Source organism: Kibdelosporangium aridum (assembly GCF_900176515.1).
In the GTDB taxonomy this organism is placed as follows: Bacteria; Actinomycetota; Actinomycetes; order Mycobacteriales; family Pseudonocardiaceae; genus Kibdelosporangium; species Kibdelosporangium aridum.
Window position 1 is genome coordinate 31,134 of sequence record NZ_FWXV01000004.1, and the last position, 24,043, is coordinate 55,176.

The window sequence follows — 24,043 nt, forward strand, 5'->3', positions numbered from 1 at the left end:
GGCCCCTAGCCGGAGGGGCTGAAGGATGTGCTGAAGGTGGTCCTCGCATGACGAGGGCCACCTTCAGCAGTTTCCGGGGTGCCCGCAGGGGCACCATGAGGGTGGGCGGGCACGATGAGAGGTGTGGACGTGGAACTGACTGACCAGTACCAGCCGGGAGCCTTCTTCTTCGCCACCCCGGACCGCACGTTGCTCGCCAGCGACCCAAGGCACATTCTTTCCGAGAAGGACTCCGCTGCCCTGTCAGTGCAGGTCAACGACGCTTTGGCGGAGTACGGCGGGATAGCCGTCGGCGCGCTGCCGTACGACGACACGGGCGAATCGCACGTGCTGCTGCCCACCTCGGTGGCCTGGTCAGGCCCAAACCGGCAGGAAAAGCAGCAGGTCTCGCTGCCCGGCTACCGCGTGACGCCCGAGCCCGAGCCCGAGGAGTACGAGCGGGGCGTCAGCAAAGCGCTCACACTGCTCAAAGACGGCACGGTCGGCAAGGTCGTGCTCGCCCGGACGCTCCGGATCGACCTCGACGAGCCCATCGACATGCGGCGAATGCTGGCCAGCCTCGCGGCGATGAACACGCACGGTTACACCTTCGCGGCGCCATTGCCCACCCCAGGGGTGACGCTCGTAAGTGCCAGTCCAGAGCTGTTGGTCCGCCGTACCGGGATGAGTTTCGTGTCCCGGCCGCTCGCCGGGTCGCAGCCGCGCGGCAAGGACCCGATCGAGGACCGGGCCAACGCCCAGCGGCTGCTGGCGTCGAAGAAGGACCACGACGAGCACCGCTGGGTGGTCGAAGCCGAGGTCGAGGCTCTGCGGCCGTTCTGCAAGCGGATGGACGTGCCGCGCACGCCGTCGCTGGCGAGCACGCCCAGCATGTGGCACCTGTGCAGCAAGATCACCGGCGAGCTGGTCGACCGCGACGTGACGGCGTTGACCCTGGCGGCGGCGCTGCACCCGACCCCGGCCGTCTGCGGCTCGCCGACCAGGGCGGCACGCGACGCGATCGCCCAGATCGAATCGTTCGACCGCGGCTTCTACACCGGCGCGGTCGGCTGGGTGGACAGCAACGGCGACGGCGAATGGGCGGTCGCGATCCGGTCCGCGGACGTCACTGACCAGTCACTACGGCTCTACGCGGGTGCGGGCATCGTGGACGCCTCGGTGCCGGAACTGGAACTGGCCGAGACGTCGGCGAAGTTCCAGACGTTGTTGCGTGGCATGGGACTTGATCTCACGCTGTAGCTTTGGCTTATGCATCCGTATGTCGTGGCCGACGTCTTCACCGAGCGGCCGCTGAAGGGCAACCCGGTCGCCGTGTTCACCGCCGGCCAGGACGTGCCTGCCGAGCACATGCAGGCGATCGCGCGGGAGACCAACCTCTCGGAGACGGTGTTCGTGCTGCCGGCGGCCGAGGGCGGTGACGCGAAGGTCCGGATCTTCACGCCCGCGGTGGAACTGCCCTTCGCCGGGCACCCGATCCTGGGCACGGCCTTCGTTCTGGGCCAGACGATGGCTGGCGACGTGATCCGGCTGGAAACAGGCAAAGGCATCGTGCCCGTGGCGTTGACGCGCGAAGGCGAGAAGATCGTGTCCGGCCGGATGTCCCAACCGGTGCCGACATGGGAGGAATTCGCGGATGCGGCGGAACTGCTGGCCGCGTTGGGCGTGCGGTACTCAGTGCTCCCGGTCGACGTGTACACCAACGGCCCGCAGCACCTGTACGTGATGCTTGATACGACCGATGCTGTCGCCGCACTGCGACCGGACATGTCGGTACTGGCGGAACTGCCCGGCATCGGAGTCAACTGCTTCGCGGGCTCCGGACTGCAGTGGAAGACCCGGATGTTCGGTCCATCCCTTGGGGTGAACGAGGATCCGGCAACCGGTTCGGCCGCGGGCCCGCTCGCGGTGCACCTCGCGCGCTACGGCCGGATCTCCTTCGGGCAGGACATCGAAATCAGCCAAGGCGCCGAAATCCACCGCCCCTCAACGCTTTACGCCCGGGTCGAAGGCTCAGGCGAGCAGATCGACAAGGTCGAAGTCGCCGGTTCAGCCGTGATCGTCGCGCGCGGGACACTCGAAATCTGAGAACGCACCAAAGGGATCATCGGCGAATCCAGTTGTCCACAACCGGCCGGTAACCCCTTTGACCTGCCCTTATCCCCGGTAGACTGGCCTGGGGTCGTCCCCCCGGGAGTGGTGGGGGATGTCCTTTCTGGGGTGTTGACGTCGGGCATGTCGGCCAGGTCGGGACTGTGACGTGGCGGCTGGGTCTCCGTGAAGGTTTGTTTCGGGCTCTTGAAAAGAATTGCAGGGAGGCCACCCAGAGGGAGGGGGCTTTCAGCTCGAATTCCCCCGTGTGTTTGGTGGCGCGGGCGTCCCCTCCGGTACGGCCTGCCTGACGGAACCACGGTGCGTCAAGAGGTCGGTATGGCCGTCGCTGTGGGTGGGGTTGCGTTGGCCGACCTCTTGACACCCCGTGGTTGGACAAGCCCAGGCCATACCGGAGGGAACACCCCCGAAGCCCATCCCTGTGCTACCGCACCAGGAAAGTGGTCCGTCGCACCAGGAAAGCTGCGCTACAGCGACCGACTTTGACTGAACCCTGCAGGGAGAGGCCGGGGGTGTCTAGTGCTTTGGGGGATTGAAAACCGAAGGGGCGCCCTGGAAACAGAGCGCCCCCGTGCCTGTTTCTCAGTGCGCCAACGTATTCACGAACATCCTGAACGCTGACCTTTCAAAGGCCAACGCTCCCGACGATCTTGGCGACGTCTTCGGGCGTTGGCGCCGTCGGCTCGATCTTCCGGCGAAGGCGTTCCATGTAGCGCCCGAGCTTGCGCTTACGTCGGGTGGGCTTAACGGCCATGGTTGCCGACATGGTCGCTGATCACGCTCCGCGCAGGTTCGCGGTGGTGCTCGAGTACGGCGAGCAGGTCGACGCCAGGATCGTTGCCTGGGGGCTCGAACTCGACGACGGTGCCTACATGGCCACTGTCGATGGCAAAAACCAATACGCCATGGCATCACCCGAGAGCGCGCTGAAGTACGTCAGCGCGCGCCCGAACACCACCCCACATCTCGTGTGGGTGGACGGCGAGGCAGAAGAATGACCGAAGCTGCCTGTCAGGGCAGGCGGACGACCGTGAGGTCGTAGTTGGCCTCGTTGTTGAAGGTTCCGCTGCTGCCGCGCAGCGTCAAGGTGTGCTGTCCTGGCGAGAGCGGGTCGATCCGGACCCAGAGGCCGCAGCTGTAGCCTTCCTTGGCGCCCTGCTCGGTGTCGTACGTGATCTTCGTCGGCTCGATCTTCTCCAGCTGCACCGGCTTTCCGTCCAGCAGTGCCTCGCCCTTCGCCGTGGCCAGGAACCTGGTGCAGCTGGCGGCATCCTGCGTCACCTGGGTCGCGGCTGGGCCCGCGAGGGGCAGGGTGGCCGGGACCTGGCAGTGCCGGTCGGCCGTTCCGCCCGGTGTGCCCGCGATCAGCCAGACGCCGAAGGGCTGGCTGTCGCCGCAGTACTGGCCCGTGGGGTCCTCGACCGGGTTCTGGCCAGGCTCTGCCGAACTCGCCCAGCTCCACCACACGGTCTGCAACCGTTGCGGGGTCAGGGGTTCCGCCTTCACCTGTTCGGCGGCGGGCTCAGCGGCGGGGGCGGGCGGCGTCGAGGCAGGCGCTGGCTCTGGCGTGCTGGAGCACCCGGCCAAGAGCAGTGCAGCTGCGCCGATCAACACGGGGCGTCGGATCACCGGCGCATGGTATCGGGCCGGATACAAGCACTGAGCCGGCGTAGGCCTTCGTCGATATCGGACAGTGCGATCGCGCCGTAGCCGAGCACAAGACCGGGCCGTCCGGGGGAGTGCAATCTGAAGGGGGACAACGCGTACACGCCGACACCGGCGGCACGGGCCCGCCGGTAGACGTCCACATCGTCCAGACCGGCGGGCAGGTACGCGCACAGGTGCAGGCCCGCCGCCACCGGCCGGGGTTCGAGCAGGCCCGCGAAGTCACGCCGCAACACCGTCAGAATTCGATCATGTCTGGCTTGGTACTCCTTTCGGGTGCGCCGGATGTGCCGGGCCAGCGAGCCCTCGTCGATGAAGTCGGCGAGCGCGCCCTGGATCGGCCGGTTGGACTGCCAGTCGCTGACGTACTTCGCGGCCCGCAACGCCGGGCGCAGACTGGCCGGTGCGATCAGGAAGCCGAGCCGCAGGGTCGGCAGCAGCACTTTGGACAGTGAGCCGACGTAGATCACCCGACCGGCGCGGTCGAGGTTCTGCAACGGCTCGATCGGACGGCCGCCGTACCGGAACTCGCTGTCGTAATCGTCCTCGACGACAACGCCGCCGGTCCGCTCGGCCCACTCGAGCAGGGCGGTCCGGCGCGCCAAGGACATCGGGACGCCCAAGGGGAACTGGTGTGACGGTGTCACGTAGATGATCCGCACGCCCGCGGGAATCGCGGACACGACGAGCCCTTCGTCGTCGACCGGCACGCCGACGAGTTCGGCGCCGTGCGACCGGAACAGGTGTTGCGGGCCGAAGTAGCCGGGATCTTCCACGGCCACAACGGTTCCCGGGTCGATCAGCACCCGGCAGATCAGATCGAGCGCTTGCTGGGCGCCGTTGGTGACGATCACGTCGTCGGCGGTGGCCCGCACCGCCCGCGACACGCCGACGTGCCGGGCGAGCGCCGCGGTGAGTTTGGGGTGCGCCGCGGCCGCGTCGTGCTCAAGCGACCCGATGGCCGCAGGCGTGAATTGCTTTGCCAGCAATCGGCGCCACGCGGCGTACGGGAACAGCTTCGCGTCCGGCAACCCGGCGCGGAAGTCGTAACGCACCGGCGAATGGTCGTGCTGTGGTGCGTGCAAGGTGTCCCACACCGGTTTGGGGCGTGGGCCGGAGCCGTCGGCGGGCTGCGGTGGCTGGGAGAAGCCGGAAGTGCTGACGTACGTGCCCGCGCCGCGCTTCGTGGTCACGAAGCCTTCCGCGGTGAGCCGGTCGTACGCCGCGCTGACCGTGTTCCGGGACACCGAAAGCCGGTTGGCGAGTTCCCGCGTCGGCGGCAGCGGGTCGTGCGGGCGCAGCCTGCCGTCCATGATCGCGGCCTTGACCTGCTGGTAGATCTGCCCGGTCTTCTCACCCCTGCCGATCAGGCTGACATGGAACTCCACGGCTGGAGGGTAGCCGGATTGGCCCAGTCGAACTTGCCGTTTTTGGCTCTTGGCGTGGGTCCGCTCGCCTTCCTAGGGTTCTTCGCGTGGACTTCCGGGAGCTCGATCGCCAGGCGATGAAGGTGACCGCTGACGTGGTCAGCCAGGTCCGGCCGGACCAGTTGCGGCTGCCGACGCCGTGCGCCGACTGGACGCTGCACGGCCTGCTGCGCCACCTGGTCAGCGAAGACCTGGCCTTCGCCGCGGCCACGACGGCGGGCACCGATCCGTCCGATGTGGACTGGAACGCGGGCAGGCTTGGCGCTGACCCGGTCGCGGACTACCAGCGTGCTGCTGCCGGGTACCTCGCGGCGTTCGAACCGGACTCGGTGCTGGACCGGCAGATGCGGATCAACGTCTTCGGCGTGTTCCCCGGCTCTGTCGCGGTGACGATGCACTTCATCGACACCGTCGTGCACGGCTGGGACATGGCCAAAACGATCGGCGTGCCGTACACGCCGGATGAGCAGCTGTGTGCTGCCGCGCTGAAAGTCATGCGCCGCTTTCCGTCCGATCGTCCTACGCCTGCGTTCGATGTCATGGTCGAGGTCCCCGACGACGCGAGTGAGCTGGACAAACTCGTCGCCTACGTCGGCAGGGATCCTCGCTGGAAGTAAGTCGGCAGCAGGCTGGGGGTCTGCTGCCGACTCGCGTGTTTCGCCTGCTTGGGGCCATACTGTCCGCTGACCGAACAGTGCAGGAGGCTTCCAGTGGCTGACGTCCCCGCGACCCGCGCCCGCATCACGTGGTTGGAATGGATCGGTGTCGCCGCCGGGATCGTCGCGCTGGTCGTGAGTTTCCTGCCGTGGTACAGAGCGTCTGACGCGGTCGCGGCCGAACTGCGTGAACAGGGTGCGCCGACCTGGCTGCCGGTGTGGGAAGGCAACTTCCTCGCCTGGTTCCCGGTCGTGTTGTTGCTGGCCGTCAGCGTCCTGCTGCTGTGGCAACGGTTTGGCAAGCCCGTGCAGATGCTGTCGTCGCTCTGGCTGACCCTCGCGGTGCTGGCCGTGGTGATGATCCTGCTGCGGTGGATCACGCTGCCCATGTCGGTCGGCAGCGGCTTCGGCCTATACCTTGGGCTCATAGTCGCCGTGGGCTCTGGTCTGACGGCCTTCCTGGCGTTTCGACGCGATCAGCACACGACTCAGGCCACCTGAGGCTATCCGCGAAGCGGAAAGGCGAGTTAAAGTCGCGTTATGGGCACTCGGATAGTGGCTACGCCGCCGCTGCCTGAGGAACTCCTGGACTTGGCGCGGGCGCAACGCGCGCAGGTGCCGGAGTTGTCCGCGCGGCTGGTGGACCTGCTGCGCGAGAAGACCGAGTGCTACCGCAGAGTGGCCGACGAGTACCCCGAAGAGCTGCGCAAAGTCTGCGAAGCGCACCTCGACGGCGCCTTCACGTCGTTCATCGAGTGCCGCGAGGTCGAACTCGACAACGCGTTGAAGACCGGACGCGCCCAAGCACGCATCGGGATCACCCTGCCAGACGCGCTGCGCGCCTACCGCCTAGCCGGAACGTTCGTCTACGAGATGCTGATCGAGCGCGGCGGCCCGCACACGCTCGGCGTGACACCGGAGCGGATGCTGCAGGCCAGCACCACGGTCTGGAAGATCATCGATGCCTACTCCGAAGCGCTCACCACCGCATACCGCGAAGTCGAGGCCGAACGCGGGCGCCTGGACGAGCAGGCGAAATCGGCGTTGATGGACGGCCTGCTGGAAGGCCGAATCGCCCAACGCCCAGACCTCGAGGACGCCGCAGGCGTGCTCGGCCTGCCGACGTCTGGCAAGCTCGTGGTGATCGTCGCCGACGACGCGAGCGTGGTCGACGCGATCGGCTCCCGCGCGGTCTGGCGCCGCCGCGTGCACTCGTCCGGTGTGGACATGAACGTCGGCATCATGCCGGTCGGTGCAGGACTGGACGCGCTGCGCGAAGTTCTCACGACAACCAGCGGCGTCGTTGGTGTGAGCACGCCGTTCGCAGACCTGACCGAAGTCCCGACGGCCTTGCACAGAGCCAGAATCGCCCGCAGGTCCCTGCCGCACGGGGCGAACGGCGTGGTGGTCTTCGGTGATTTGCCCGTCGCCGCGCTGGTCGCGGGCGCACCGGCGCTGGCAGCGGAACTCGCGCACGAGATGCTCGCGGGCGTGCTCGCGCTGCCACCTGCCGAGCGCGAGATCCTGCTGACGACGCTCGAAACCTGGTACGACCACGGCGGATCAGCGAAGATCGCGGCGAAGAACCTGTACGTGCACCCGAACACGGTGCGTTACCGGATTCGCCGGATCGAAGACCTGACGGGCCGCGACCTGAACAACCCGAAGTGCGTCGCGGAGCTCTACATGGCGCTCCAAGCGGTCCGCCTCGGTTTGTAACTTTCCCGCCCGAGTGCGCATCACACGCATAACCCCAAGATCGCCGACGGCTCACCTGAGCGCAGGGCAGCGTCACCCCGAAAGCTGATGGTCCAACGCGACGGTGGAAGACATCCCTCAAGACCCCGAACGCGTCCCGACCAATCCCAAGATCAACAGCCCCCGGGCGTGGCGACGTGCGACGAGCGCTGATGCTCATCCATGGTGACGAGTGGGACGACGCGATCACCGCGTGGATTCTGGCTCGAGCCAGCAGGCAGGACATCTCGGGCAGGACACCAGCGCCGGTGGACGGGCAAATCACTGCGTGGCACGTTCGGCCGCACCGGCGGCGCTGGGGTACACCTGCTCGCGGCCTGCACCCACGACACCGGACTGGTGGTCGGCCAGCGCATGGTCACGCCCGGGCAGAGCGAACTGGTGTGGTTTCCCGCGGTGCTGGACCAGCTTGAACTGGACGGTGACCGGCTGCGCTGGGTCCGTGACGTCACCTACCGCGAAGGCCGCTCCCGCCTACGCACCCACACCGCACCCAGAGCCATGGCCAGCCTGCGCAACCTCGCCATCACCGCCCTACACAGCACCGGCCACAGCAACATCGCCCAAGCCCTACGCGCCATGACCCGACCACTCACACTGCTCGGAATCCCAAGATCAACAGCCCCAAGACAGCCCCACCCATCCCAAGGGGGCGGGGACGCCCCGAGCGTCAATTCTATCGGGGGGATGGGGCCTGAACTGGGGAATCAAGGGAGAAGCCGGTGCGAACGGACCGTTCGCACCGGCTCTACACGTTCGGTTGAACTACGGCTTGCCTGAGATGAACCGGCTCAGGGCCGCGAAGAAGATCTCGTTGATCTTCGTGGGGTCGGCGGTGTTGAACGCCTGGCCGCCGGTGGCCTTGGAGATCGCGTTCAGCTCGGCCACGTCCACGTCCGGGCCGAAGCCGATGAACACGATCGGCAGCGGGCGGTTCGGGTCCTGCATCTTGCCCAGTTCGGCGAGCAGGGCCTCGCGCGTGGCGCCACGGCCGTCATCATCGTTCTTGCCGTCGGTCAGGATCAGCACGAGGTTCAGCCGGCCGGGCTCCCAGTTCTGGCGAGCCGAGGTGTACGCGGCCAATGCCGTGTCGTACAGGCCGGTGCGGCCGGTGGGCGTTGCCTTGATCGCCCGCAGTTTGTCCAGCGCGCCCTGTGGCAGGGACTCGTTCAACGGCAGGACCGGCAGGACTTCCTTGTAGTCCTTCTCGCCGTCCAGCTCCGCCGAGAACACCCAGATGCCCAGCTTGGTCCGGGGGTTCATCAGCCGGATGCCGCCTTCGGACGCCTCGAGCGTCACCTGCATCCGTGTCTTGCCCGAGCCCGGGATCACGCCGTTCATCGATCCGGACACATCCAGCACTGCTTGGATCCGCGAGGCCTTGCTGATACCCGCCCACGTGTTCAGCACCTGGTCGAGCTGTGCGGTGCCGGGTGCGGGGACGGGCCGCAGCTGGCGCACGATGGTCCGGTTGTCCGTCGGCGGCGTACCGGCGACACGGCCGTCGGGGAAGCGCAAACCGTTGGCTGCCAAGGCATCACCGACAGTCTGGGAGAGCATCGCGGTACGGAACTTCGCCGCGGCCACTGCTACGTCGTCCGGTGCGGGCAGCACGGCGTACGGGTAGTCCAGCGACGGCGAGGCCGGTTCGGGGTAGACCGCGACGAGCTGCTCGTCCTTGCGCTTGGCGTTGTTGTCCAGCAGCGCCCGCTCGGAGGTGGGGAAGGCCGTGATCGGCGTGCCGCCGGAGGTCGTGCCGGTCTTGGCGAACAGTTCGGACGAGCCGGAGGCCGCGTTCGGCGAGAGTTTCCGCAGTACCGCGACGTTGTTGGCGGCCGGGTCGGACGACAGCGCGGTCACCTGGCGCACCGCGATCAGTGCCGAGACGCCCACCGCGTCGACCGACGGGTCGACCATGCCCACGTTCAGGTCCGCACCACCGGCGCCGATCACGTCGGCCCAGTTCAGCTGCTTCTCCGGCCAGTTACGGGATCTCGCGGCCTGTTCGGCCAGCGCCATCACCACTGGCGAGCTGGCGATCGACGAACCCGAGTCGGGCACCTGCGCGGCGCCCTTCTCCTTGGCTCTACGCAGCCAGACTGACGAGTCGGGGATCCACACCGACGGCAGGTTGGCCGGTTTGGGTGCGGCCAGCTGGTCCGCGGTGGTCGCCGAGTCGTTGACGACGATCTCCACGCGGTAGCACGTGTTCGCGTCGTCCGGGTTCAGTCCGCGCGCGACCTGGTCGACCACCGGCGCGATGTCCGGCGCGGCCACCACGTTGAGCACGGTGGGGTTGGCGCACTTGGCCTGGGCTGGGTCCCGTAAGCGGTCCACTGTGAACCATGCGACTCCAGCGACCAACGCCCCGACCAGCACGATCACCAGCATCAAGATCAGTTTCCGGCGGTTGCGCTGTTCGATGTCGTGCCGGCCCATCTCTTTTCCTACCCCTTCACGGTGTCGCCGGCATTTCCGGCCAATCAGAAGTCCCCTGGAATCTACTGCCTCGAATGGCGCCGACGAATACGCCGTGTGCAGTAACACCGGGTTTCGTCAATGATTGTCGTTCCTGAAGGGGTGATCGTTATCAATTGGTTCGCTGTCCCCGGCGACAAACTAAGTTGTCGCCGAGGACTGGTGTCACAATTTGTAGCGTTATGAGTACAAGGCATCAACGTCGGCCTTGAAGTCGGCCATGATGACCGACCGCTTCAGCTTCAGCGACGGCGTCAGGTGCCCGGTCTCCGGGGTGAACTCGGTGGTCAGGATCCGGAACTTGCGCACCGACTCCGCCTTGGACACCGCGAGGTTGCCCTCGTCGACCGCGCGCTGGATCTCAGCGTTCAGGTCGGGGTCGTCGAGCAGGTCGGCCACGGTCGCCGACTCGGGCTTGCCCGCCGTGGTCTTCCAGTACGTGAAGTAGTCCGGCTCGATGGTGATCAACGCGGCGATGTAGCTCTTCCCGTCGCCGACCACCATGGCCTGGCCGACCAGCGGGTGCGCGGCGATCCGGTCCTCGATCACGGCGGGCGCGACGTTCTTGCCGCCGCTGGTCACCAGGATCTCCTTCTTCCGCCCGGTGATCTTCAGGAAGCCTTCGTCGTCCAGTTCGCCGAGGTCACCGGTGGAGAACCAGCCCTCGTCGTCCAGCGCGGCCTTGGTGGCCTCTTCGTTCTGCCAGTAGCCGGGGAACACCTGGCCGCCCTTGATCTGGACCTCGCCGTCGTCGGCGATCCGCACCGCGGTGTTGGGCAGCGGGTGCCCGACGGTGCCCGGCTTGAACTTGTCCGGCGAGTTCACGGTGGCCGCCGCGGTCGTCTCGGTCAGGCCGTAGCCCTCGAACACCACCAGCCCGACGCCGCGGAAGAAGTGCGTGAGCCGCAGGCCGAGCGCCGCGCCACCGGAGATGGCGTACTTGGCCTTGCCGCCGAGCGCCGCGCGCAGCTTCGAGTAGACCAGTTTGTCGAAGATCGCGTGCTTGATCTTCAGCCCGATCCCGGCCTTGCCGTCCGCCTCGCTGTACGCGATCGCGGTCGCCGCGGCGGCGTCGAAGATCTTGCCCTTGCCCGCCGCGTGCGCCTTCTGCCGTGCGCCGTTGTAGACCTTCTCCAGCACGTACGGCACCGACAGGATGAACGTCGGCTTGAACGCGGCGAGGTCCTCGGTGACCTTCTTGATGTCCCCGGTGTGCCCGAGCCGCGCCCGCGCCTGCACCGCGCCGACCTGCACCATCCGGCCGAACACGTGCGCGAGCGGCAGGAACAGCAGCGTCGATGTCTCCTCGACGCCGAGGCCCTTGAACACCGGCGCCAGCATCTCCACGACGTTGCCGCCCTCGGAGTGGAAGTTGGCGTGGGTGAGCACGCAGCCCTTCGGGCGCCCGGTGGTGCCGGACGTGTAGATCAACGTGGCCACGTCCGCGGCCTTGACTGCCTGACGACGCGCGTCGACGGCTTCGGCGGTCTCGTTGGCACCCGCCGCGACAACCTGCTCGACCGCGCCTTTCTCGATGTTCCAGATGTGCTTGAGCGCGGGGGCCGCGCCACGCACCTTCTCCACCTTCGCCTGCAACGCGTCGTTCTCCGCGATCACCGCGACCGCGCCGGAGTCCGACAGGATCCACTGGATCTGCTCTTCCGACGACGTCACGTAGATCGGTACCGAAACACCGCCGACCGCCCAGATGGCGAAGTCGAACAGGGTCCACTCGTACCGCGTCGCGGCCAGGATGGCGACCCGGTCACCGACGCCGACGCCGGAGCCGAGCAGGCCCTTGGCGACGTCGACCATCTCGTCCTTGAACTGCGCCGCGGTGACGTCACGCCACGTGCCATCGACCTTGCGGCTGAACACGACGGTGTTCGGGATCTCCGCCGCGTTGGTGTAGATGAGGTCGGCCAGTCCACCGCCGTAGGGCTCCACCAAGGGGGCGACTGCGATCTCGCGCATACCTCACTCCTCCGACCTGCTACTACTCGGTAACCAGGGTGACATAGTGCCTTCCCGCTGCGGCAACGGCCAGCCTCGCGGCCGAATCGGTACTTAACGGGCGGGTCCCGGCCGTCGATCTACCGTGCGGTAACCTACGATGCGCATCGGTAAACGTTTCCTGCGTCACAGCAAAAAATGCGTCTGTGGCATTTTTTGGACGAAATTTCTTCAGCTCACGCTGATCTCACCTGAGTCGTGGAAGATGCGCGTGATCTCGGCCCGATCGGCACCGGCCGACACCAGAACGTGCAGTAGAACCCGGGCTTTGAACGGGTCGAGGAAACCGGCGTTGATGAGACCCCTTGACAACAGGTCCTGTTCCGATCCCGGATATCCGTATGTCCGGGTCAGAACCGGTCCGGAACTCGTTCGGGACGCCAGCACGACGGGCTTCGCCTCGGCCAGTTCGGCCAGCAGCGGCACGAGCCGCGACGGCACGTGCCCGCCGCCGAACCCGGCGATGACCAGGCCGTCGGTGTGCTCGGCGAACGGCCGCAACCAGTCACCGTCGTCGCCTAGCGCGGCGTGCACCATGCCGATCGAGGTCTCGGTCAACCGCGGGCTACGCGGCAACGGCTCATACGGTCGTGGCCTGCTCAGCAGGACGAGTTCCTGTTCGACGATGTGACCGATCGGCGCGGCGTTGGGTGACGTGAACGCCCCGGTGCTCGTGCTGTGTGACTTACGGACATAGCGAGCCGCGTGTACCTCGTCGGACATCACTACGACGGTCCCAAGCCCACGCGCCTGAGGGTCGGCAGCGACGACCATGGCGGCCGACAGGTTCGCCGGACCGTCCGGACCCGCCTGCTGCGGATGCCGCATGGCGCCCGTCATCACGATGGGCACGTCACCGCCGATCGTGCGGTCCAGGAAGTAGGACGACTCCTCGATCGTGTCCGTACCTTGTGTCACGACGATGCCGGTGGCGCCGTCGGCGATCTCCTGCTCGATCTTCTCCGCCAGCGCGGCCAGGTCGGTGAAGCCGATGTCCGGGCTGGGCAGCTGCCGAAAGTCGTGCGTGACCAGGTCTATCTCGAGTTCGGGCAGGGTTGCCAGCAGGTCGGCGGCGTCCAGCTTCGGCACGACCGCGCCCTGGGCGCTCGCGGCGGTCATCGCGATCGTCCCGCCGAGCGTCAACATCGACAACTTGGGTTTGTCCGTCACGGCCGGGACCCTATGTGGTCTCTCGTGGTTCTATCGGTTCATGAGACGGAAAACGCTTCTCACACTGGTGACAGTGTTCGGGCTGGTGGCGTCCCCTGTGGTCGCGTCCGCCGGTCAGTCTGGGGGTTGGGAAGGCACGTGGGCGACCGCGGAGCACGAGGCGAACGAGGGCTTCGTGCCGAACTGGTCGCTGGAAGGCTTCGCCAACCAGACCGTCCGCCAAGTCGTCCGGGTCAGCCAGGGCGGCCCGGCGATCCGCATCCAACTCAGCAACAGGTACGGCTCCGCGCCGATCGCGATCACCGGGGCCACGATCGGTCGCGCCGGTACGGGCGCAGCGGTCAGCGACTTGCGCCCGTTGACCTTCAACTTCAAGAAATCGGCCGTGATCCCGGCAGGCGGGCAGATCGCCAGCGATGCCGCGCTGCTGCCGGTACGACCGCTGGAAAGCCTGACGGTCACGTTGTACTTCGCCAAGCCGACCGGGCCGGTGACCTATCACGGACTCGGCCTGGCCACGAGCTACCGGGCGGCTGGTGACCACCAGAACAACCTGGACGGCACGGCGTTCACAGAGAAGACGGAGTCCTGGTACCTGCTGTCGGGTGTCCAGGTGCTCGACCCGACCCCGAAGCGGGACGTTGTCGTGGCGTTCGGTGACTCGATCACCGATGGCGCTGGCATCGCCGCGGACACCAACGACCGCTATCCGGACGAGCTCGCCGAGCGGGTCCGCGGCCGGTTCGGTGTGCTCAACGAGGGCATCGGCGGCAACCAGGTGCTCACAGACACGGACTTCGCCGGTGAGGCCGCGGTCAAGCGGTTCAAGGCGGACGTGCTCGATCACCCGAAGGTCCGGACGGTGATCATCCTCGAGGGCATCAATGACATCGGGATGTCCGAGATCGAGTTCCCCGGCGTGCCGCCCCGGCCGCACGTGACGCCGCAGCAGTTGATCGACGGGCACCGCTCACTGATCCGCCAGGCCCGCGCGAAGGGGCTGCGGGTCATCGGCGCGACTTTGTTGCCGTACAAGGGAGCCTTGTACTACACCGAGCGTGGCGAGAAGGTCCGCGACGAGGTCAACAACTGGATCCGGACCTCGGGCGAGTACGACGCGGTCGTCGACTGGGACAAGGTGATGGCCGACCCGAATGACGCCGACCTGATGAACCCGGCGTACGACATCGGCGACCGGTTGCACCCAAACGCCGCGGGCTACAAGGCAATGGCAGCCGCGATCGACCTGGGGACCTTGTAATACTGCCCGCATGACTCAGGTTGCTGTGATCACGGGGGCCGGATCGGGGATTGGCCGAGCCGTTGCCGTCGAGCTGCTGGAAGCCGGATACGCCGTGGTGCTCGCGGGAAGGCGCGAGGACAAGCTGCGGGAGACGGCGGCACTGGCGCAAGGCGACTCCCTCCCGGTCCCCACGGACGTGGCGGACCCGGACTCGGTTCGAGCGTTGTTCGAACAGGTCCGGGCCCGCTACGGCCGGATGGACGTGCTTTTCAACAACGCCGGACTGAACGCGCCGGGCAACGTGGCCGATGTGTCCCTTGAGGACTGGCGTCGCGTGATCGACATCAACCTGACGGGCTCGTTCCTGTGCGCGCAGGAGGCTTTCAAGCTGATGCGCGACCAGGACCCACAGGGCGGCCGGATCATCAACAACGGCTCGATCTCCGCGCACAGCCCACGTCCGGCAAGCCCGGCGTACACGGCGTCGAAGCACGCGATCACGGGTCTGACGAAGTCGATCTCGTTGGACGGCAGGCCATACCGAATCGCATGTGGACAGATCGATATCGGCAACGCGGGCACCGAGATGGCCAGCAGGATGGTCAACGGCGTCCCGCAGGCGAACGGAACCATTGCGCCAGAGCCGATTTTCGACGTCAAGCACGTGGCTGCAGCCGTCCGTCAGATGGCTGCCTTGCCGTTGGACACGAACGTCCAGTTCATGACGATCATGGCGACCAACATGCCCTTCGTGGGCAGGGGGTGACGATCGTCATGGGTCAAGTCGCGATGCGCGACACTTAAAACTCGCGGCGGTGATTCCTAGCGTTGAAGCATGGACACATGCTTTGACCGGGTGAGCTACCGCTACGGCTCTGTGCAAGCGCTCACCGAAGTCAGCTTCACGGTCCCCAGTGGACAGACGGTGGCCTTGCTCGGCGCCAACGGCGCGGGCAAGTCCACCGCGGTCGACCTCCTGCTCGGCCTCAAACGACCGAACACCGGCACAGTCACCGTCCTCAACGGATCTCCGCAGGACGCGGTCGCCAACGGCCGGGTCGGCGCAATGCTGCAAAGCGGCGGCCTGCCAACAGACTCGACCGTCAAAGAGGTGGTCGACCTCGCATGCCGCCTGTACGGCAAACGCCGTACCTCCAAGGAAGTCCTTGACCTCGCCGGGCTGACGGAACTCCAGCGCCGCAAGGTGGACGCGTTGTCCGGTGGTCAAGCACAGCGCGTCCGGTTCGCCGTCGCGATGGCCGGACGACCCGAGCTGCTGTTCCTGGACGAGCCCACGGTCGCGCTCGACTTCAAGTCCCGCAGGCAGTTCTGGCGTGCCGTGAAGGAAGAAGGCAACACGGTCATCTTCGCCACGCACTACCTCGACGAGGCCGACGAGTATGCCGACCGCGTCATCGTGATCGACCAGGGCCGCGTGATCGCCGACGGCTCGCCCAAGGTGATCAAGGGCGACACGAGCCTGGAACACGCGCTGGTCAAGCTGACCGAGGGAGCCGAGTGATGCTCGCGTACACGAAATTCGAAGTTCTGCGCACCGTGCACAACATTCGATACTTGGTGTTCATTGTGCTGATGCCGGTTGTCTTCGAGTTGACCTGGGGCAAGCAGGGCCTTGGCGTGACCGCGGCGATGGCGGTGTACGCGGCCACCGGCGCCGGCCTGATGGGCAGTGGAAGCGCCATCGCCGAAGACCGGAACACCGGCTGGCTCAGGCAGTTGCGAGTGACACCCCTGTCGAACGAGGCCTGGCTGATCGGCAAGATCGTGCAAGGCGTGTTGACGGTGATCCCAGGCGTGCTCGCGGTCAGCGTGATCGGCGCGCTCACGGCACACGCGGACCGCTGGCCGATGCTCGTCGCGGTGACGGTGGCCGGTTCGTTGCCGTTCGTCCTGATCGGTGTCTTCGCCGGGATGCTGTTCAAAGGCAAGACAGCCATCGTCGCGCTGATGATCACGTTCTTCGCGTTGATGTTCATCGGCGGCGTGATCGGTGGCGAGACCCTCTGGTCGCTCGCGCCGACCCACAGCCTCACGACTTTGGGTATCGCCGCCCTCAACAGTCAGCCGATCGGGGTAGAGCCAGTCGTCAACCTGGGTGCCTGGACGGTGGCCGCGGCCGTGGCAGTACTGCTGAGGTGGCGCCGAGCGTGACAATGACGGACGTGGATCTCCCTGACGAGCACGTCCGGGCGATGTGGAACCGGCGCAAATGGTCGCGGTACGTGCTGATGTACGTGGCGCTGGTGACCTCGGCGGTGTTCTACTTCGTCGGCAAGCCACCCGTGTGGCAGGCGGTCCTCGTCGTGACAACCGCAGTCATCACGGCCCTGCTCGGAATGCGCCTGACGTTCGACTTCACGGCGCTGGACCGGCTGCCGTTCTGGCCGTCCTACGCCTTGCTGCTCGTGCTCTGTCTGGGGTTGGCCCTGCTCGGCGGCGGGGAGTGGACGTTCAACTCGGTGTGGGCCAGTGCCGCTACCGGCTGGATCGGCGGCCGGTGGCTGCCCGCGCGGCTGCTGGCGATCAGCGCCGCCTTCGGCACGATCGCGTGGCTCGACGACTTGGAACCGGTGCTCGTCGGGTGGCTGGTCCTGGTCGGACTGATGGTCGGCTTCTTCACCAGGCAGTCGCGGATCCAGTCCGACATGTTCATCGAGCTGCAGGTCAGCCGCCGGGAACGCGCCCGGCTCGCGGTCGCCGAGGAACGCGACCGGATCGCCCGCGACCTGCACGACCTGGTCGGGCACAGCCTGTCGGTGATCGCGGTGAAGACCGAACTCGCCCGTCGCCTGGTCACCGCCGACCCGCAGAAGGCCGAGCAGGAACTCGCGGACATCGACACGGTCGTCCGCCGGGCCCTGTCCGAAGTGCGGCAAGCCGTCACGAACTACCGCCAGCCCACTCTCGCGGGCGAGTTGGCATCCGCACGGAAAGCGGCCGCGTCAGCGGGCATCGACTGCCGCGTCGAGTCACCGGACTCGTGGTCCCTGCCCGCGTCGGTGGATGGCGCGCTGGCGTGGACCGTCCGGGAAGGCGTCACCAACGTCCTGCGGCACAGCCGGGCCACGCGGTGCACAATCACACTGTCCCTTGAGGACTCGTTCGCTGCGGTCGCGATCGCCGACAACGGCGTCGGGCCAGGCGAGAACGGCCGTGGCAACGGCTTGGCTGGCTTGGCCGAACGCGCGCAGGCCCTTGGCGGCTCGATGGACTCGGGCCCGGGCAAGGACAATGGCTTCACCATCCGAGTACGGGTACCAACATGATCAAGTTGTTGCTGGCCGAAGACCAGACCATGTTCCGCGGCGCGATGGCCACGCTGCTCGGCCTCGAGCCCGATCTCGAGGTTGTCGTGCAGCTCGGCCGGGGTGACCAGGTCGTCGGCGCGGCCGAGGCGTTCCGGCCGGACGTGGCACTGCTGGACATCGAAATGCCCGGCATGGACGGCCTTGAAGCCGCTCGGCTGCTCCGGGCAAGGGCGCCGGGCACGCGCGTGATCATCCTGACGACGTTCGGCCGTCCGGGGTACCTGCACTCCGCGATCGCCGCGGGCGTCGCCGGGTTCCTGATCAAGGACGCACCGGTGACCGAGCTGGCCGTGGCGATCCGTAAAGTCGCGGCGGGGGAACAAGTCGTCGATCCCGGCTTGGCGCTCGCTGCGCTCAGCGAGGGCGCGAGCCCTTTGACGCCACGGGAAACCGAGATCCTCGCGGCAGCACGCGGCCACGACACGATCGCGGAACTGGCCCGCGGCCTGCACCTCTCGCCCGGGACTGTGCGCAATCACCTGTCGTCGGCGATCCAGAAGCTCGGTGCGCGGACTAGGGCGGAGGCCGTCGAGATGGCCGAGGCTAAGGGCTGGCTATGAGCGGTTCCAGTAAGGCGCGATCTTCCAAAGGCACGCTGTCGGCGTAGTAGTCGTACAGCGCCTGGCGCGCCAACCGTGCGGCCAGTTCGCCATCACGGTCATGGATCGCTTGCAGGACTTCGGAATGGTGCTGTAGGTACGCCTGCATCAGCGCCTGCCGGTCAGTCGCGGTGGCCAGGTGGTCGGCGATCAGGTCCAGAACCACGCCCCGGACCACGTTGCTGCACACCAAGATCAGCGTGTTCTGCGTCGCCCGCGCGACCGCGTCGTGGAAGGCCACGTCAGCATCGCTGAACTCGGCGTGCCCCGACGCTTTGGCCATGGACTGCAGCGCCGCTTCCATCTCCGCGAGCTGAGCGTCGGTTCGTAACCGCGCGGCCAGCAGATATGCCGAGCCTTCGAGCAGCATCCGGAACTGCAACAGCTCCGCGAGGGACATCGACTCGGCGCGCACAAGCCGTGACATCGACTTCTGCAGGCTCTTCGGTGACGCGGGCAGCACCTCGGGACCACGCGGGTCACCCGCGCGGGACTGGATCATCCCGTTGCTCTGCAGCACTCGCAGCGCCTCGCGGACCGTCGAGCGGCTGACGCCGAACTGGGTCATCAGATCGCGTTCGCTGGGCAGCCGCGAGCCGGGCCGGAGCCGGCCGGTGAACACGGCCTCTTCGATCTGCTCGACCACTCGTTCATAGGCCCTGACCGGGCTGACTGGCTCGAACATCTTCGGACCGCCCCTCTTGACCAACGCGGCAGCGAGTGCAAGTCTACTGGTCAGACCAGCGTACTAGGTAGGTGAAGCCGGTGCGGATGTTCGTCGCCACGGTCGTCCTCGCGCTGCTGGCAAGTGCGTGTTCGGCCGGGTCTTCCGTGTCGGTTCCGGCTGATCCCGGCGCGATCTCCATCGGGTTCACCGCCGAACCGGCCAACCTGGACTTCACCAGGACCGATGGTGCCGCGATTCCCCAGGCTCTGCTCTACAACGTCTACGAAGGCCTGGTGAAACTGGACGCGGACGGCAGGATCGTGCCGTCGCTTGCTCGCGAGTGGACAGTCAGCGAAGACCGCAAGGCGTACGACTTCCGGCTGCACCCGAACGTCACCTTCAGCAACGGCCAGCCGTTCACCGCCCAGGATGTGAAGTTCTCCATCGAACGGGTGAAGACCGCGTGGACCATCTCGTTGAAGTCCAAGATGGACGTGGTGGACCGGGTCGACGTGGTGGATCCGACGCACGCGCGCGTGATCCTGAAGCGGCCGAGCAACAACTGGCTGTTCGACATGACCACCCGGGTCGGCGCGATGTTCAGCCCGTCCGGAGTCGCGGACCTGGCGAACACACCGGTCGGCACCGGGCCGTACGTCTTCGCGACCCGCAAGCGCGGCGACTCGATCGTCCTGCGCGCCAATCCTTCCTACTGGGGTCGCAGGCCGACCTACACCACGGTGTACCTGAAGTACTACCGAGATCCGACCGCATTGAACAATGCCTTGCTCAGCAACGGGATCGACGTGATCTCCGCGATCACCACACCCGACTCGATCGGGCAGATCGAATCCGACACCCGGTTCACCGTCCTGCAAGGCACCACGAACTCCGAAGTCACCCTCTCGTTCAACAACGCACGAGCACCCTTGACCGACAAGCGGATCCGGCAGGCCCTGACGTACGCGATCGACCGGAGAGCGGTGATGGCGACGGTCGCGGCGAACCGCGGCACCTTGATCGGCAGCATGGTCCCGCCGACCGACCCGTGGTACGAGGACCTCACCGGGGTCTACCCGCACGATCCGGTGCGCGCCAGGGCGTTGCTCGCCGAGGCCGGGCAGCAGAACCTGAGGCTCAGGCTGCGGGTTGCGAACCTGCCGTACGCGGTGAACGCCGCGCAGGTCGTGGCCTCACAGCTGGCCGATGTCGGGGTGACCGTGAGCATCGAGCCCCTTGACTTCCCGGCGGTGTGGCTCAAGCAGGTGTTCACCGACCACGACTTCGACATGTCGATCATCCAGCACGTCGAGGCCCGCGACATGGTCACGTTCGGCAATCCCAAGTACTACTGGGGCTACGACAGCCCCAAGGTCCGGGAACTGCTGACCCAAGCCGACACGGGCACGCCGCAGCGGCAGATCGACGCGATGAAGGAAATCGCGCGCACGATCACCGATGACGCCGCGGCTGACTGGTTGTTCCTGTTCCCCAACTTGGTCGCGGCCAAGACCAAGGTCACCGGGCTCGCGCGCAACCAGGTCAGCGAATCCTTCGACCTGACCGGGCTGGGGCGCCAATGATCCTCGCCATCGCCCGCCGCACGGCGATCTTCATCGTCAGCGTCGCCGTCGCCTCGATCGCGGTGTTCCTGTTCATGGCAGTCCTGCCAGGTGATCCCGCTCAGGTCGCACTGGGCATCAACGCCACACCCGAGCTGATCGCCAAGACCAGGGCCGAGTTCGGTACCGACCGTCCACTCACGACGCAGTACTTCGACTGGATCGGCGGCGTGCTGACCGGCGACTTCGGCCGTTCCTACGTCACCCGCGACATGATCGGGCCACAGCTGGCTGACCGGTTCGGGGTGACGTTGTGGCTGGTCGGCGCGGCGATGATGATCGCTTTGGTGATCGCCGTGCCATTGGGGTCGTTCGCGGCCGTGCGGCACCGGAAAGCCAGCGGCACAGTCATTTCCGGTGCTTCGCAGCTCGGCGTGGCCGTGCCCGCGTTCCTCGCCGGCATCCTGCTCGTGCAGGTCTTCGCCGTGCAGTGGCGGTTGCTGCCGTCCGGTGGATGGACGCCGCCGAACCAGGACTTCGGCGAGTTCCTCCGCGGGCTCATCCTGCCCGCGCTGGCGCTTGGTCTCGTCCAGGGTGCTGTGCTGACGCGATACGTCCGATCCGCCGTGCTGGATACCTTGCGGGAGGACTATCTCCGGACGGCTCGGGCAAAGGGCCTGATGCCTGGCCAAGCGCTAGTTCGGCACGGATTGCGCAACGCGGCTGTGCCTGTGGTGACCGTGCTGGGACTGCAGCTCACCACATTGCTGATCGGTGCGGTCGTGGTCGAGCGGGTGTTCGTGTTGCCAGGACTGGGAAGCATGCTGCTGGACTCGGTCGCGGCCCGTGACCTGCTGACCGTGCAGGGCATCGTGCTGGTTCTGGTGATCGCGGCCCTGCTGGTGAACTTCCTCGTCGACCTGCTGTACACGGTCATCGACCCACGGCTGCGGAGGTCCTGATGACGACTCTCAGCACCAAACGCCGTACGCCGACGCTGACCGTGGGCGCGGTACTCGTCGGCTTGGTCGTGTTGCTGGCGTTCGTGTCGTTCCTCTGGACGCCCCACGATCCGACCCGAGTCGATGCGGCCGTGCGCTTGCTCGGGCCGACGGGTGATTACCTGCTGGGTACCGACAAGTTCGGCCGTGACCTGGTCAGCCAGATCATGGTCGGTGCAAGGACAACGCTGTACGTCGGCGTGGTCGCCGTCGGTGTGGCGGCGGTGATCGGTACGCCGCTCGGCATTCTGGCCGCCATGGGGCCACGGTGGCTCGGCGAGTTCGTCATGCGTGTCAACGACTTGGTGCTCGCGTTCCCCGCGCTGCTGCTGGCGATCATGTTCGGTGCGGTGTACGGCGCCAGCACACTCACGGCCATGATCGCGATTGGCATCGCGACTGTGCCGTCGTTCGCACGGATCGCCAGGTCCGGGACGTTGCAGGTGATGAGCACCGAGTACGTGCTCGCAGCGCGTGCGGCGGGCCGGTCGAGATTCGCGATCGCGCGAAGGCACGTGCTGCCGAACATCGCGGGTCTGTTGATCGTGCAGAGCTCCGTGTCGTTCGCCATCGCCGTGCTGGCTGAGGCGGCGTTGTCGTTCCTCGGCTTCGGCACCCGGCCGCCGACGCCATCATGGGGCCGGATGTTGCAGGAGTCGCAGGAACTGCTTGCCGTGGAACCACGGCTGGCGCTCGTGCCCGGCATCGCGATCGCGATCGCCGTACTGGGCTTCAACTTGCTGGGCGACGGCCTGCGGGACCGGCTCGACCCGCGATTGGCAGGCCGCCGATGAGCGTGCTCACAGTGGACGGTCTGAGCGTCTCGGCAGGCGATGCCGAACTGGTCAAGGACGTGTCGTTCACGATCGACAAAGGCGAGCGGGTCGGTCTGATCGGCGAGTCCGGCTCAGGCAAGACAGTGACCGCGTCGGCGGTGATGGGCCTGCTGTCCGAGGAATTGACCGCATCAGGCTCCATCCAGCTGGACGGTCGGGAGATCGTCGGTATGCCGGAGCGCGACCTGTCCCGGCTGCGCGGCCGGGATATGAGCATGGTCTTCCAAGAGCCGATGACCGCTCTGAACCCGTCCATGCAGGTCGGCAAGCAGGTCGCGGAAGTCATGACGCTGCACCGCACGCGACCGGATCGCCGCTCGGCTCGTTCGGCCGCGGTGGACCTGTTGGATCGTGTCCGTCTGCCCGATCCACAACGAGCCGCGAAGGCGTACCCACACCAGCTTTCCGGTGGTCAACGGCAACGCGTGATGCTGGCCATGGCGCTGGCCAACAACCCGTCCCTGCTGATCTGCGACGAACCCACGACTGCGTTGGACGTGACGGTCCAGGCCCAGATCCTCGAGCTGATCCTGGCAGGCACCAAGGAATCCGCGCTGCTGTTCATCACCCACGACCTGGCCGTCGTGGCGACCGTGTGCGAGCGAGTGCTGGTCATGTACGACGGGCAGATCGTGGAATCCGGGCTCGTTCGGGACGTCTTCACGGCGCCGCGACACCGCTACACCCAACAGCTTCTCGCGTGCTCCGACCTTGAGTCGACGGACCAGGACGGCAGGCTCTGGACGGTGACCCATGATTGAGGTTCGTGACCTGCGCAGGACGTATCGCGGGCGGCTCGGCCGCAAGCCGGTGGAAGCGCTGCGTGGTGTGTCGTTCGACGTCGGTGTCGGCCAACGGTTCGGCATCGTCGGCGAGTCCGGCTCCGGGAAGTCCACCTTGATCCGGTTGCTGGCCGCACTGGACAAGCCGACCGGTGGCACGATCTCGTTCCGTGGCATCAGAATCGACGAACTGCCGGAACGCAGGCTGAAGTTCCTCCGCGACGAGCTGCAGATCGTCTTCCAGGACCCGATGGGGTCGCTGGACCCTCGGATGCGGGTGCGCGACATCATCTGCGAACCGTTGAAACGTTCCGACAATCGGGAAGGGCGGCTGCGGGAGCTGCTGGACGCGGTCGGACTGCCGCAGGACGCGGCTTCTCGTTACCCGCACCAGTTCTCCGGTGGTCAGCGGCAACGCATCTCGATCGCCCGTGCCCTCGCGCCGCATCCCAAGGTGCTGATCGCCGACGAGCCGGTCAGCGCGCTCGATGTGTCCGTGCGTGCCCAGATCCTGAACTTGCTGGGGGACTTGGTCGAACGGTACGACCTGACGTTGGTGTTCGTTTCCCATGACCTGCATGTGATCCGGCATGTGTGTGACACCGTCGCGGTGATGCGCCGTGGCGAGATCGTCGAACTCGGTGCGGTCGACCAGGTCTATCAGGAGCCGTCGCATCCGTACACGCGAGAGCTGATCGCCGCCGCGCCGACGTTGCGCACAGCACTCGCGAGGTTCCAGGAAGGATGA

Annotated in this window: 23 protein-coding genes; 17 read left to right on the forward strand and 6 right to left on the reverse strand. The window is 66.6% G+C overall.

Annotated elements, in window-relative coordinates; all coding sequences use genetic code 11:
- Positions 1 to 129: 129 nt before the first annotated feature.
- The 3 genes from B9C43_RS23895 to B9C43_RS23905 all read left to right on the forward strand — a co-directional run bounded on the left by B9C43_RS23895 (position 130) and on the right by B9C43_RS23905 (position 3,107).
- Complete coding sequence (locus B9C43_RS23895) at positions 130 to 1,239, forward strand: isochorismate synthase (RefSeq protein WP_327222990.1); 1,110 nt, start codon at positions 130 to 132, stop codon at positions 1,237 to 1,239.
- A 9-nt stretch (positions 1,240 to 1,248) separates the two neighbouring features.
- Positions 1,249 to 2,085, forward strand: coding sequence for a PhzF family phenazine biosynthesis protein (locus tag B9C43_RS23900; RefSeq protein ID WP_084429258.1), 837 nt, complete (start codon positions 1,249 to 1,251; stop codon positions 2,083 to 2,085).
- 788 nt (positions 2,086 to 2,873) lie between these two features.
- On the forward strand, positions 2,874 to 3,107 hold the full coding sequence (locus tag B9C43_RS23905; RefSeq protein ID WP_143446548.1) for a hypothetical protein: 234 nt from the start codon (positions 2,874 to 2,876) through the stop codon (positions 3,105 to 3,107).
- Positions 3,108 to 3,120: 13 nt separating this feature from the next.
- On the opposite strand, the gene B9C43_RS23910 is transcribed toward B9C43_RS23905, so the two are convergent.
- Complete coding sequence (locus tag B9C43_RS23910; protein ID WP_143446549.1) at positions 3,121 to 3,738, reverse strand: signal protein; 618 nt, start codon at positions 3,736 to 3,738, stop codon at positions 3,121 to 3,123.
- Positions 3,735 to 5,162 carry a MocR-like pyridoxine biosynthesis transcription factor PdxR gene (gene pdxR / locus B9C43_RS23915; protein WP_084429263.1) on the reverse strand — a complete coding sequence of 476 codons (1,428 nt, stop codon included), beginning with the start codon at positions 5,160 to 5,162 and terminating at the stop codon, positions 3,735 to 3,737. Before pdxR ends, B9C43_RS23910 begins: the two co-directional genes overlap by 4 nt.
- Before the next feature lie 86 nt (positions 5,163 to 5,248).
- Between pdxR and B9C43_RS23920 the strand changes: the two genes are divergently transcribed.
- The 3 genes from B9C43_RS23920 (at position 5,249) to B9C43_RS23930 (ending at position 7,576) form a co-directional block, all read left to right on the forward strand.
- Complete coding sequence (locus B9C43_RS23920) at positions 5,249 to 5,818, forward strand: TIGR03086 family metal-binding protein (RefSeq protein WP_084429265.1); 570 nt, start codon at positions 5,249 to 5,251, stop codon at positions 5,816 to 5,818.
- 93 nt (positions 5,819 to 5,911) lie between these two features.
- Positions 5,912 to 6,358 carry a hypothetical protein gene (locus B9C43_RS23925; RefSeq protein ID WP_051897807.1) on the forward strand — a complete coding sequence of 149 codons (447 nt, stop codon included), beginning with the start codon at positions 5,912 to 5,914 and terminating at the stop codon, positions 6,356 to 6,358.
- A gap of 39 nt (positions 6,359 to 6,397) precedes the next feature.
- The gene (locus B9C43_RS23930; protein WP_084429267.1) at positions 6,398 to 7,576 is read left to right on the forward strand and encodes a PucR family transcriptional regulator; all 1,179 of its coding nucleotides are present in this window, start codon (positions 6,398 to 6,400) and stop codon (positions 7,574 to 7,576) included.
- 804 nt (positions 7,577 to 8,380) lie between these two features.
- On the opposite strand, the gene B9C43_RS23940 is transcribed toward B9C43_RS23930, so the two are convergent.
- The 3 genes from B9C43_RS23940 to B9C43_RS23950 all read right to left on the reverse strand — a co-directional run bounded on the left by B9C43_RS23940 (position 8,381) and on the right by B9C43_RS23950 (position 13,276).
- Positions 8,381 to 10,054 (reverse strand): substrate-binding domain-containing protein, encoded by a 1,674-nt coding sequence (locus B9C43_RS23940; RefSeq protein ID WP_084429269.1) that lies wholly within the window; start codon positions 10,052 to 10,054, stop codon positions 8,381 to 8,383.
- Between the two features lie 219 nt (positions 10,055 to 10,273).
- Positions 10,274 to 12,067, reverse strand: a complete 1,794-nt coding sequence (locus B9C43_RS23945; RefSeq protein WP_084429270.1) for an AMP-dependent synthetase/ligase — start codon at positions 12,065 to 12,067, stop codon at positions 10,274 to 10,276.
- Positions 12,068 to 12,277: 210 nt separating this feature from the next.
- Positions 12,278 to 13,276 carry an asparaginase gene (locus B9C43_RS23950; RefSeq protein ID WP_235038804.1) on the reverse strand — a complete coding sequence of 333 codons (999 nt, stop codon included), beginning with the start codon at positions 13,274 to 13,276 and terminating at the stop codon, positions 12,278 to 12,280.
- A 40-nt stretch (positions 13,277 to 13,316) separates the two neighbouring features.
- Here B9C43_RS23950 and B9C43_RS23955 point away from each other — a divergent pair, with 40 nt between their 5' ends.
- The 6 genes from B9C43_RS23955 to B9C43_RS23980 all read left to right on the forward strand — a co-directional run bounded on the left by B9C43_RS23955 (position 13,317) and on the right by B9C43_RS23980 (position 18,408).
- Positions 13,317 to 14,537: an SGNH/GDSL hydrolase family protein gene (locus tag B9C43_RS23955; protein ID WP_084429271.1), complete on the forward strand. Its 1,221-nt coding sequence runs from the start codon at positions 13,317 to 13,319 to the stop codon at positions 14,535 to 14,537.
- Between the two features lie 10 nt (positions 14,538 to 14,547).
- A complete protein-coding gene (locus B9C43_RS23960) occupies positions 14,548 to 15,285 on the forward strand; it encodes an SDR family oxidoreductase (RefSeq protein WP_084429272.1) in 738 nt (245 codons plus the stop codon).
- A 69-nt stretch (positions 15,286 to 15,354) separates the two neighbouring features.
- A complete protein-coding gene (locus tag B9C43_RS23965) occupies positions 15,355 to 16,041 on the forward strand; it encodes an ABC transporter ATP-binding protein (protein WP_084429273.1) in 687 nt (228 codons plus the stop codon).
- Positions 16,041 to 16,691 carry an ABC transporter permease gene (locus B9C43_RS23970; RefSeq protein WP_084429274.1) on the forward strand — a complete coding sequence of 217 codons (651 nt, stop codon included), beginning with the start codon at positions 16,041 to 16,043 and terminating at the stop codon, positions 16,689 to 16,691. The genes B9C43_RS23965 and B9C43_RS23970 overlap by 1 nt, the downstream gene beginning before the upstream one ends.
- Before the next feature lie 11 nt (positions 16,692 to 16,702).
- Positions 16,703 to 17,806 carry a sensor histidine kinase gene (locus B9C43_RS23975; protein WP_160096661.1) on the forward strand — a complete coding sequence of 368 codons (1,104 nt, stop codon included), beginning with the start codon at positions 16,703 to 16,705 and terminating at the stop codon, positions 17,804 to 17,806.
- A complete protein-coding gene (locus tag B9C43_RS23980) occupies positions 17,803 to 18,408 on the forward strand; it encodes a response regulator transcription factor (RefSeq protein WP_084429279.1) in 606 nt (201 codons plus the stop codon). Before B9C43_RS23975 ends, B9C43_RS23980 begins: the two co-directional genes overlap by 4 nt.
- Here B9C43_RS23980 and B9C43_RS23985 read toward each other — a convergent pair.
- Positions 18,392 to 19,132: a FadR/GntR family transcriptional regulator gene (locus B9C43_RS23985; RefSeq protein WP_084429281.1), complete on the reverse strand. Its 741-nt coding sequence runs from the start codon at positions 19,130 to 19,132 to the stop codon at positions 18,392 to 18,394. The two genes, B9C43_RS23980 and B9C43_RS23985, sit on opposite strands and share 17 nt — an antisense overlap.
- Positions 19,133 to 19,218: 86 nt before the next feature.
- Between B9C43_RS23985 and B9C43_RS23990 the strand changes: the two genes are divergently transcribed.
- The 5 genes from B9C43_RS23990 to B9C43_RS24010 are packed head-to-tail and all read left to right on the forward strand — an operon-like array spanning position 19,219 to position 24,043.
- Positions 19,219 to 20,697, forward strand: coding sequence for an ABC transporter substrate-binding protein (locus B9C43_RS23990; protein WP_033392387.1), 1,479 nt, complete (start codon positions 19,219 to 19,221; stop codon positions 20,695 to 20,697).
- Positions 20,694 to 21,638 carry an ABC transporter permease gene (locus tag B9C43_RS23995; protein ID WP_084429283.1) on the forward strand — a complete coding sequence of 315 codons (945 nt, stop codon included), beginning with the start codon at positions 20,694 to 20,696 and terminating at the stop codon, positions 21,636 to 21,638. Before B9C43_RS23990 ends, B9C43_RS23995 begins: the two co-directional genes overlap by 4 nt.
- Positions 21,638 to 22,471 carry an ABC transporter permease gene (locus B9C43_RS24000; RefSeq protein ID WP_084429285.1) on the forward strand — a complete coding sequence of 278 codons (834 nt, stop codon included), beginning with the start codon at positions 21,638 to 21,640 and terminating at the stop codon, positions 22,469 to 22,471. The genes B9C43_RS23995 and B9C43_RS24000 overlap by 1 nt, the downstream gene beginning before the upstream one ends.
- Complete coding sequence (locus tag B9C43_RS24005; RefSeq protein WP_084429287.1) at positions 22,468 to 23,274, forward strand: ABC transporter ATP-binding protein; 807 nt, start codon at positions 22,468 to 22,470, stop codon at positions 23,272 to 23,274. Before B9C43_RS24000 ends, B9C43_RS24005 begins: the two co-directional genes overlap by 4 nt.
- The gene (locus B9C43_RS24010) at positions 23,267 to 24,043 is read left to right on the forward strand and encodes an ABC transporter ATP-binding protein (RefSeq protein WP_084429289.1); all 777 of its coding nucleotides are present in this window, start codon (positions 23,267 to 23,269) and stop codon (positions 24,041 to 24,043) included. The genes B9C43_RS24005 and B9C43_RS24010 overlap by 8 nt, the downstream gene beginning before the upstream one ends.

Bases quoted from the DNA above. Each gene is read 5' to 3' on its own strand.
- B9C43_RS23940 (WP_084429269.1), bottom strand. From the start codon at position 10,054: ATGGGCCGGCACGACATCGAACAGCGCAACCGCCGGAAACTGATCTTG.
- B9C43_RS23930 (WP_084429267.1), top strand. From the start codon at position 6,398: ATGGGCACTCGGATAGTGGCTACGCCGCCGCTGCCTGAGGAACTCCTG.
- B9C43_RS23900 (WP_084429258.1), top strand. From the start codon at position 1,249: ATGCATCCGTATGTCGTGGCCGACGTCTTCACCGAGCGGCCGCTGAAG.
- B9C43_RS23995 (WP_084429283.1), top strand. From the start codon at position 20,694: ATGATCCTCGCCATCGCCCGCCGCACGGCGATCTTCATCGTCAGCGTC.
- B9C43_RS23960 (WP_084429272.1), top strand. From the start codon at position 14,548: ATGACTCAGGTTGCTGTGATCACGGGGGCCGGATCGGGGATTGGCCGA.
- B9C43_RS23970 (WP_084429274.1), top strand. From the start codon at position 16,041: ATGCTCGCGTACACGAAATTCGAAGTTCTGCGCACCGTGCACAACATT.
- B9C43_RS23985 (WP_084429281.1), bottom strand. From the start codon at position 19,132: ATGTTCGAGCCAGTCAGCCCGGTCAGGGCCTATGAACGAGTGGTCGAG.
- B9C43_RS23980 (WP_084429279.1), top strand. From the start codon at position 17,803: ATGATCAAGTTGTTGCTGGCCGAAGACCAGACCATGTTCCGCGGCGCG.
- B9C43_RS23955 (WP_084429271.1), top strand. From the start codon at position 13,317: ATGAGACGGAAAACGCTTCTCACACTGGTGACAGTGTTCGGGCTGGTG.
- B9C43_RS24005 (WP_084429287.1), top strand. From the start codon at position 22,468: ATGAGCGTGCTCACAGTGGACGGTCTGAGCGTCTCGGCAGGCGATGCC.
- B9C43_RS23945 (WP_084429270.1), bottom strand. From the start codon at position 12,067: ATGCGCGAGATCGCAGTCGCCCCCTTGGTGGAGCCCTACGGCGGTGGA.
- B9C43_RS23905 (WP_143446548.1), top strand. From the start codon at position 2,874: ATGGTCGCTGATCACGCTCCGCGCAGGTTCGCGGTGGTGCTCGAGTAC.
- B9C43_RS23990 (WP_033392387.1), top strand. From the start codon at position 19,219: ATGTTCGTCGCCACGGTCGTCCTCGCGCTGCTGGCAAGTGCGTGTTCG.
- B9C43_RS24000 (WP_084429285.1), top strand. From the start codon at position 21,638: ATGACGACTCTCAGCACCAAACGCCGTACGCCGACGCTGACCGTGGGC.
- B9C43_RS23965 (WP_084429273.1), top strand. From the start codon at position 15,355: ATGGACACATGCTTTGACCGGGTGAGCTACCGCTACGGCTCTGTGCAA.
- B9C43_RS24010 (WP_084429289.1), top strand. From the start codon at position 23,267: ATGATTGAGGTTCGTGACCTGCGCAGGACGTATCGCGGGCGGCTCGGC.